At 50.6% G+C, this 255-nt stretch carries 1 protein-coding gene; it reads left to right on the plus strand.

Features of this window, described 5'->3' with window-relative positions:
* The coding region (locus V6E90_RS21690) for an Ig-like domain-containing protein (RefSeq protein ID WP_332606432.1) at window positions 1-255 on the plus strand (255 nt) is incomplete at both ends.

Genomic DNA, 255 nt, shown 5'->3' on the forward strand with positions numbered 1-255 from the left:
AATGTCGGTACAGATACAGGTACAGTGACAATCGATACGATTGCACCGAATGCGCCAGACATTGATCCAATCAATGCCGTTGATCCAATTACAGGAACAGCAGAACCTGGTTCGACCGTGACGGTGACCTTCCCGAATGGCACCACAGTTCAAGTACCAACCGATCCAATCACAGGTGCGTGGACAGTACCAAACCCAGGCAATCTGGTTGATGGTGATACCGTTACAGCAACAGCGACCGACTTGGCAGGAAAC

Source organism: Acinetobacter sp. ESBL14, from assembly GCF_036668815.1.
In the GTDB taxonomy this organism is placed as follows: domain Bacteria; phylum Pseudomonadota; class Gammaproteobacteria; order Pseudomonadales; family Moraxellaceae; genus Acinetobacter; species Acinetobacter gyllenbergii.